Annotated in this window: 5 protein-coding genes; all 5 read right to left on the reverse strand. The window is 68.5% G+C overall.

All coding sequences use genetic code 11. The annotated features are described in order from the left end of the window. Positions 1 to 1,584 (reverse strand): phenylalanine--tRNA ligase subunit beta (pheT, locus tag VFU06_15180; protein ID HEU5210736.1); only part of this gene is annotated, 1,584 nt, incomplete at its 3' end. Continuing rightward, on the reverse strand, positions 1,581 to 2,618 hold the full coding sequence (locus VFU06_15185; protein HEU5210737.1) for a phenylalanine--tRNA ligase subunit alpha: 1,038 nt from the start codon (positions 2,616 to 2,618) through the stop codon (positions 1,581 to 1,583). The genes pheT and VFU06_15185, both read right to left, overlap by 4 nt. Before the next feature lie 214 nt (positions 2,619 to 2,832). Beyond that, positions 2,833 to 3,195: a 50S ribosomal protein L20 gene (gene rplT / locus VFU06_15190; protein ID HEU5210738.1), complete on the reverse strand. Its 363-nt coding sequence runs from the start codon at positions 3,193 to 3,195 to the stop codon at positions 2,833 to 2,835. A gap of 2 nt (positions 3,196 to 3,197) precedes the next feature. Continuing rightward, a complete protein-coding gene (gene rpmI, locus VFU06_15195) occupies positions 3,198 to 3,395 on the reverse strand; it encodes a 50S ribosomal protein L35 (protein HEU5210739.1) in 198 nt (65 codons plus the stop codon). A 25-nt stretch (positions 3,396 to 3,420) separates the two neighbouring features. Then, positions 3,421 to 3,612, reverse strand: a 192-nt coding sequence (gene infC / locus VFU06_15200; GenBank protein ID HEU5210740.1) for a translation initiation factor IF-3, incomplete at its 5' end; no start/stop codon positions are given.

The raw sequence follows: 3,612 nt of genomic DNA on the forward strand, positions 1-3,612 counted from the left end.
GCCCTCCTTCTCGCCGACGAACGGCACGCTGCGTGTCTCGAAGAAGCCCGCGCCGACGAACAGCGTGCGCAGCCGGTCCTCGAGCCGGCTCAACGGATCGTCCTGGAGAGCGCCGACACGGAACGGCCGCAGTTCCTCCGGGAACTCGTCGTAACCGTGACGGCGGGCGATCTCCTCGACGAGGTCGTCCTCGCGCGCGATGTCGTAGCTGCGGAAGCCGGGCACGCGCACCGTGATGGAGTCCGCGTCGCGTGCGTCCACATCGAAGCCGATCGGAGCCAGCAGGTCGGCGAGCTGCGCGGTCGTGAACGGCACGCCGAGCACCTGCTCGACGCGCGACTCGCGCAGCACGATCGTGCGCCGGGGCTCCAGCTCGCTGCCGACGTGCGCAGCCCCTTCCACCGTGCCGCCGGCGACCGCGAGGATCAGGTCGACCGCGCGGCGCAGCGCCGTGTCCATTCCTTCCGGATCGACGCCGCGCTCGAAGCGGTAGCTCGCGTCGGTCGAGAGCCCCAGCGCGGTGCGCGTGCGGCGGGTCGTGGCAGGATCGAAGAGCGCGCACTCGAGCAGCACGTCGACGGTGTCGGCTGTCACCTCGCTGTCGGCGCCGCCCATGATGCCGGCGAGCGCGACGGGCACGCTGGCATCCGCGATCACGAGCATGGAGTCATCCAGCTTGCGCTCGACGCCGTCCAGCGTGCGCAGCGTCTCTCCGTCACGCGCACGACGCACGATGATCTGCTCGCCGCCGAGCTTCGCGGCGTCGAACGCGTGCAGCGGCTGACCGAGCTCGTGCAGGATGTAGTTCGTCGCATCGACGACGTTGTTGATCGGCCGCTGGCCGATTGCGCGCAGCCGGGCGTCGAGCCAGCCGGGCGACGGCCCGATACGCACACCGCGAATGAGGGCGGCGAGGTAGCGGGGACAACTGTCCGTGTCGTCCACGCGGACAGCGACCGCGCCCGCGCGCTCGCCCTCGATCACGACGCGCCGGCCGGCATCACCTGCGCCGGGGAGCGTCGGCAGCCGCACGTCGCCACCTGCGAGCTCACGTGCAACGCCGAGGTGCGAAAGCAGGTCACCGCGGTTGGGCGTGACGTCCAGCACGATGCGCGCGTCGTCCAGGCCGAGCGCACCGGCGAACGGCTCTCCGGGCACGAACGTGCCGTGCAGCGTCAGGATGCCACTGTGATCACGGCCGAGTCCGAGCTCCGCCGCACTGCACAGCATGCCCTCGCTCGTCTCGCCACGGATCTTTGCCTTGCGGATCTTCAGATCATTCGGCAGCGCCGCGCCGACCGGCGCGAACGGGTAGTACGCGCCCGCCTGTACGTTGGGCGCGCCGCACACGACGCTGAGCGGCTCGGGTCCGCCCGCATCGACGGTGCACAGCGAGAGCCGGTCCGCATTGGGATGCCTGCGCGCTTCGACGACACGCGCGACGACGACGTCGCGCAGGTTCGCTGCGATGTCGATGACTTCGTCGGCAGGTGCGCCATACGCCGCGAGGCGGTCGGCGACCTCTGCGGGTGTCGCGTCCAGGCCGGGGGCGAGCGACTGCAGCCAGCGATAACTGATGTTCATGATCCGACGAACTGCTCGAGAAAGCGGGCGTCGCCTTCATAGAGCATGCGAATGTCAGGAATGCCGTAGCGCTGCAGCGCGATGCGCGCGGGCCCCATGCCGAATGCAAAGCCGGTATAGCGCTGCGGATCGTAGCCGACCGCCTCGAAGACGGCCGGGTCGACCATCCCGGCACCCATGATCTCGCTCCAGCCCGTGTACTTGCACGTGCTGCAGCCCTTGCCGCCGCAGATCGTGCAGCTCACGTCCACCTCCGCAGACGGCTCGGTGAACGGGAAGTACGACGGGCGCAGCCGCACCCTGGTCTGCGTGCCGAACAGCCCACGCGCGAACTCCGCGAGCGTCGCCTTGAGATCGACGAACGTGACTCCCTCATCGACGACCAGCCCTTCGAGCTGCTCGAATGCAGGAGCATGGGACGCGTCCCACGGATCGCGGCGGTAGCACATGCCTGGTGCGATGATGCGGATCGGCGGCGGGCCGCCGAGCATCGTGCGTACCTGCACCGGCGAGGTATGGCTGCGCAGCAGGATGCCGGGGGCGAGGTAGAACGTGTCGTGCATGTCCGCCGCGGGATGATCGAGCGGCGTGTTCAGCGCCGTGAAGTTGTGCCAGTCCGTCTCGGCCTCCGGCCCGCGCGCACGCGTGAAGCCGAGACGGCTGAGCACGCGATAGATCTCGTCGAGCACGAGCGTGACCGGATGCCGCGCGCCCTGCCAGCGGGTCCGCGCGGGCAGGGTCAGGTCGACGTCGGGCGCAGCCTGCGAGGTGCTGTCACCGGCAAGCTGCGTGGCGCGCTGCTCGAGCAGCTCGCTCACGACGTTCTTCACCCGGTTCGCCTCCGCCCCGGCCAGCGGCCGCTCCGCCGGCGACAGCTCGCCCAGCCGCCGCATGATCGCGGTCAGCCGACCTTCCTTGCGACCGAGGAAGCGGACACGCAGCGCCTCGAGCGCGTCGGCGTCGCGCGCCTCCCCGACGGCGGCACGCGCCTCCGCTTCCAGGCGGACCAGCTCATCCGTTATGGTTGCACTCATATCACCTGCACGGCGTATGGCCGCTCGTCGTACGGAATCGTTCCCCCTGCGAACCACGCAATTTCTGCCAGCAGGCGGCTCTGCGAAAGAGCGGACGCGAAAGACGGGCGACCGCAGAGCAATGCTGCTCCACTGCCGCCCGTCTCTGTCGCCCGCCTGCGCCAGTCGCCTGGTCGGCGCGCGCGCTGCAGGCGATGCATCGCCTGCAGCCGCGTCAGCTCAGGTTCGTCTTGGCCTGCCGGACGAGCTCGCCGAACGCGGTCGCATCGTGCACCGCCAGGTCCGCGAGCACCTTGCGATTGACCTCGATGCCGGCCCGCTTCAGACCGTTCATGAACCGCGAATAGTTGAGCTGATCGTCGTGCTGGCGGACCGCCGCGTTGATGCGGGTAATCCACAGGCGACGGAACTCGCGCTTGCGCTGCTTGCGGTCCCGGTAGGAGTACGCCCAGCCGCGCTCGACGGCGTTCTTCGCGATGCGCCAGAGCTTGGAACGGCCGCCGAAATAGCCACGGGCCGCCCGGAAGTAGCGCTTCTTCTTGCGGTGACGGGGCACCGCATTCGTTACCCTCGCCATGATCAGTTCCCCTGCAGCATGCGCTTCACGCGCTTCGCGTCACCGTTCTCCGCCAGTGTCGCATGGCGCAGCTTGCGCTTCCGCTTGGCCGACTTCTTCGTCAGGATGTGGCTCTTGAAAGCATGACGACGCTTCACCTTCTTCTTGCCCGTCAGCTTGAAGCGCTTCGCCGCGCTCCGGTTCGTCTTCACCTTCGGCATGGTGCCTCCTCGCTACGCGGCGCCACTACTTCTTCGGCGCCACGATCATGATCATCATCCGCCCTTCCATCGACGGCAGACTCTCCACCTTCCCCACGTCCTGCAGTGCTTCCGCCACTTCCTGGAGCACCTGGCGACCGAGCTCCGGATGCGTGATCTGCCGGCCACGGAACATCATCGTGACCTTCACCTTGTTCTTCTCCTCGAGGAATCGCCG

The organism is Longimicrobiales bacterium (assembly GCA_035764935.1).
Taxonomy (GTDB): domain Bacteria; phylum Gemmatimonadota; class Gemmatimonadetes; order Longimicrobiales; family RSA9; genus DASTYK01.